The 3,461-nt window shown below is 57.6% G+C and carries 4 protein-coding genes; 2 read left to right on the forward strand and 2 right to left on the reverse strand.

Annotation, left to right across the window (positions count from 1 at the left end):
* On the forward strand, positions 1 to 719 hold a 719-nt coding region (locus RTY00_RS22135), incomplete at its 5' end, for an amino acid ABC transporter ATP-binding protein (protein WP_312666258.1).
* A gap of 11 nt (positions 720 to 730) precedes the next feature.
* A complete protein-coding gene (locus RTY00_RS22140; protein ID WP_312666260.1) occupies positions 731 to 2,002 on the forward strand; it encodes an alanine racemase in 1,272 nt (423 codons plus the stop codon).
* A 100-nt stretch (positions 2,003 to 2,102) separates the two neighbouring features.
* Here the strand turns inward: RTY00_RS22140 and RTY00_RS22145 are convergent, their stop codons facing one another.
* Both RTY00_RS22145 and RTY00_RS22150 read right to left on the reverse strand, forming a co-directional pair.
* Positions 2,103 to 2,792: an aspartate/glutamate racemase family protein gene (locus RTY00_RS22145; protein WP_312666262.1), complete on the reverse strand. Its 690-nt coding sequence runs from the start codon at positions 2,790 to 2,792 to the stop codon at positions 2,103 to 2,105.
* Between the two features lie 15 nt (positions 2,793 to 2,807).
* Positions 2,808 to 3,461, reverse strand: a 654-nt coding sequence (locus RTY00_RS22150) for an FUSC family protein (protein WP_312666264.1), incomplete at its 5' end; no start/stop codon positions are given.

Below are 3,461 nucleotides of genomic sequence, written 5' to 3' on the forward strand. Positions count from 1 at the left end.
CCTTAAGCCGGATAACCAAATCGTTTGGCGCAACCCAGGTGCTGAAAGAGATCAGTCTCGATGTTTCACCGGGTGAAGTGCTGGTGCTGATTGGCGCGTCAGGATCTGGCAAAAGTACCGTGTTACGCATCATGAGCGGACTGGAAGTGGCCGACGGCGGTGAAGTGTGGGTCAACGACGTGCCGCTGCACCAACGCAAACGCGCCAGTGAAATTTGCGGTCACGTTGGCATGGTGTTTCAGCAGTTCAACCTGTTCCCGCATAAAACCGCGCTCGGCAACGTGACGCTGGCGCTGATCAAAGCACAAAAGCTGTCGGAAGCCGAAGCCAATAAACGCGGCATGGCGGCGCTCACGCGCGTCGGACTCGCCGAGCGCGCGCATCACTATCCGGCGCAGCTTTCCGGTGGTCAGCAGCAGCGCGTGGCGATTGCCCGTGCGCTGGCGGTAGAACCAAAAATCATGTTCTTCGATGAAGCCACCTCGGCGCTGGATCCAGAACTGGTCGGCGAAGTAATGGAAGTGATGCGCAGCCTGGCGCGAGAAGGCATGACCATGGTGGTGGTAACGCACGAGATGGGCTTTGCGCGGAAAACCGCTGACCGCGTGGTGTTTATGGATCAGGGCGTGATTGCCGAACAAGGTTCGCCCGAGCAGATCTTCGTCAATCCGCAGAACCCGCGCACTCAGCAGTTCTTATCGCGCGTACTTGAGCACTAACAGGAGGATCTATGTCGATTCGCTTTCCGCTGCAGGCGGATGGATTACTGGATGCGCAGCAAACCGCGCCACGTTTTAAATCGGTTGCGGGTGCCGGTGATGCGCCGCTGGCTATCGGCACCGCAGTGCTCGGCAGCGATCAGGTGTTTTCGCCGCTGATGGTCATGAAACAGTCGGCGCTGGAGAATAACCTGCGCCAGCTGGCGGACTTCTGCCGTGAAAACGGCGTGATGCTCGCCGCGCACGGGAAAACCTCGATGTCGCCCGCCATTCTGCGCCGCGCGATTACCGAAGGCGGCGCGTGGGGTTTGGGTGCCGCTACGCCTGCGCAGGTTCGCGCGCTGCGCCAGTTCGGCATCCGCAATGTGTTTCTCGCCAATCAACTGGTCGATCCGGCGGGCATTCGCTGGATTGCGCAGTGGCAACGGCAGCATCCCGATCACGGCTTCCTGTGTTACGTCGATTCGCTGCAAGGCGTAAAGCTTTTGGCGCAGAATCTGGGCGACAGCCAGATTTCGGTGCTGCTGGAGATGTCAGTGAGCGGCGGCCGTACCGGCTGTCGCTCTCAGCAGGACGCAGTAGCGATTGCCGAAGCGATCGCCGCCTGTCCTGCGCTCAAGCTGGTGGGCGTAGCCGGTTATGAAGGCGCGCTGGGCGCAGGCCGCGATGAAAGCGGCATTCAGCGCGTGAAGGATTACTGCCAGATGATGATCGCTACCGCTGAATTGCTGGCGGAAAAGCAGCTGTTTGCCAGCGATCACATCATCCTTAGCGCCGGTGGCGGTGCGTGGTTTGATGTGGTGACAGCGTGCTTCACCGCAGCAAAACTGCCGTTGCCGATGACGCCGCTGATCCGTTCAGGTGCCTATATGGCGCACGACAGCGGATTGTATGCGCGCATCGCGCCCTTTGCTCAGCCGGGCGCAACACATCATTTTGCTGCCGCGCTGGAGATTTGGGGCCGCGTGTTATCGCGCCCGGAACCGGGCCTGGCGTTCGTAGATTTTGGTCGTCGCGATGTACCCTTCGATCAGGATCTGCCGAATCCGCTGTGGACCCGCAACGCCGATGGCAGCGCCCCGCGCACCGCAACGCATCTGCGTATTAGTGATGTGAACGATCAGCACGCTTATCTGTTATTGCCGGAGGATGAGCCGCTGCAGGTGGGCGATTGGGTCGGCTGCGGTATTTCGCATCCTTGCACCGCCTTTGATAAATGGCGCTATCTGCCACTGGTGGATGATGATTATTGCGTCAGAGATTCACTGGAAACAGCGTTTTGATGGATTTTGTACCTGGTTTTGTAGGGTCGCCATTTATGGCGACCATCCTCATTTCATAATGCACAAATTCATGCACGCCTGGTCGCCATAAATGGCGACCCTACAAAAGCGCGAGTTTTACGGCGTCTTGTGCGTGGATCAAGGTGGTGTCAAACAGCGGAACGCTGGCGTCTTCGGCTTTTACCAGCAAAGTGATTTCGGTGCAGCCGAGAATGATGGCTTCTGCGCCCTGCTCCACCAGCTCGGCAATAATCTTGCGGTATTGCGCGCGCGATTCATCACGGATCACGCCAAGACAGAGTTCCTGATAGATGATGTCGTGCACCACTTTGCGTCCTGCCGCATCAGGCACCAGCACCTCAATCTCCGACTGATTAAGCCGACCTTTGTAAAATTCCTGCTCCATGGTGAATGCCGTCGCCAGCAAACCGACTTTTTTCACGCCCGCCTGACGAATGCGCTTCGCGGTGGCATCGGCGATATGCAGCAGCGGAATGCTGACCGCATCGGTGATCTGCTGCGCGACTTTGTGCATGGTGTTGGTACAAAGCACGATGAAATCTGCGCCGCCTTTCTCCAGGCTAACAGCCGCTTCTGCCAGAATTTCGCCCGCTTGTTGCCACTCGCCTGCGGCCTGCAACTTTTCGATTTCATGGAAATCGACGCTGTACATCAGGCTGCGTGCGGAGTGCAATCCGCCCAGCTGCTGCTTCACCTGCTCATTGATAATACGGTAATAGAGCGCGGTGGATTCCCAGCTCATTCCGCCAATCAAACCGATCATTTTCATCTGCTTAACTCCGTTTTAAACATGCTGTTCAGCACTGTAATGGTTTTCCGGCCAGCGCGCCGCAGGAAACAACGATAAGCGGATATTGAACAGATGGAACATGGGCGCAAACAGCGTGTTCTCCTGCAGCGCCGCCGCTTCCAGTCGCAGCAACAGCGTATTCAGTTCCACTAGCAATTCCGGTTGCGGCGTGGTGTGCAGCGACTTCAACCGGCACTTAAGAAACTGACTTAGCTCGTGGAACATCGCCGCACTTTCAATGTGATGCGCCAGCAGCAGCTCACGATGACGCGTGTAGTAGTCGTAGCAGTTTGCGCCCAGCCAGGCTTCGGCGATCAAATTGCCGCCGGAGACTAACTCCGGCACCGGATCGACACGTTTACGCGGCAGGATGATGTTGACCTTATCCAGCGTGCGCGAGACAAACTGCTGCCGCGCGGTCAGCGTGACGCTGTTGAGCCGCACAGTGGCGATAAAATGCAGCAGCTCGCGGATACCTTTGCGCACCGCACGTTTGGCGGTCCACGACGGACGCTTGTTGCGAATCAGCGCCGTGATCACCACCGCAAAGGTAATGCCCACCAGCGTCGAAAGGATAGCGTTCACTATAAGCTGTAAATCGGGCTTGAAGTTGTGGCTCATGCCAATCAAGCCAGGAATCTGCGTGGC

Origin of the sequence: Pantoea sp. CTOTU49201 (assembly GCF_032054795.1) — a bacterium.
GTDB lineage: Bacteria > Pseudomonadota > Gammaproteobacteria > Enterobacterales > Enterobacteriaceae > Pantoea > Pantoea symbiotica.

Bases quoted from the DNA above. Each gene is read 5' to 3' on its own strand.
- RTY00_RS22140 (WP_312666260.1), top strand. From the start codon at position 731: ATGTCGATTCGCTTTCCGCTGCAGGCGGATGGATTACTGGATGCGCAG.
- RTY00_RS22145 (WP_312666262.1), bottom strand. From the start codon at position 2,792: ATGAAAATGATCGGTTTGATTGGCGGAATGAGCTGGGAATCCACCGCG.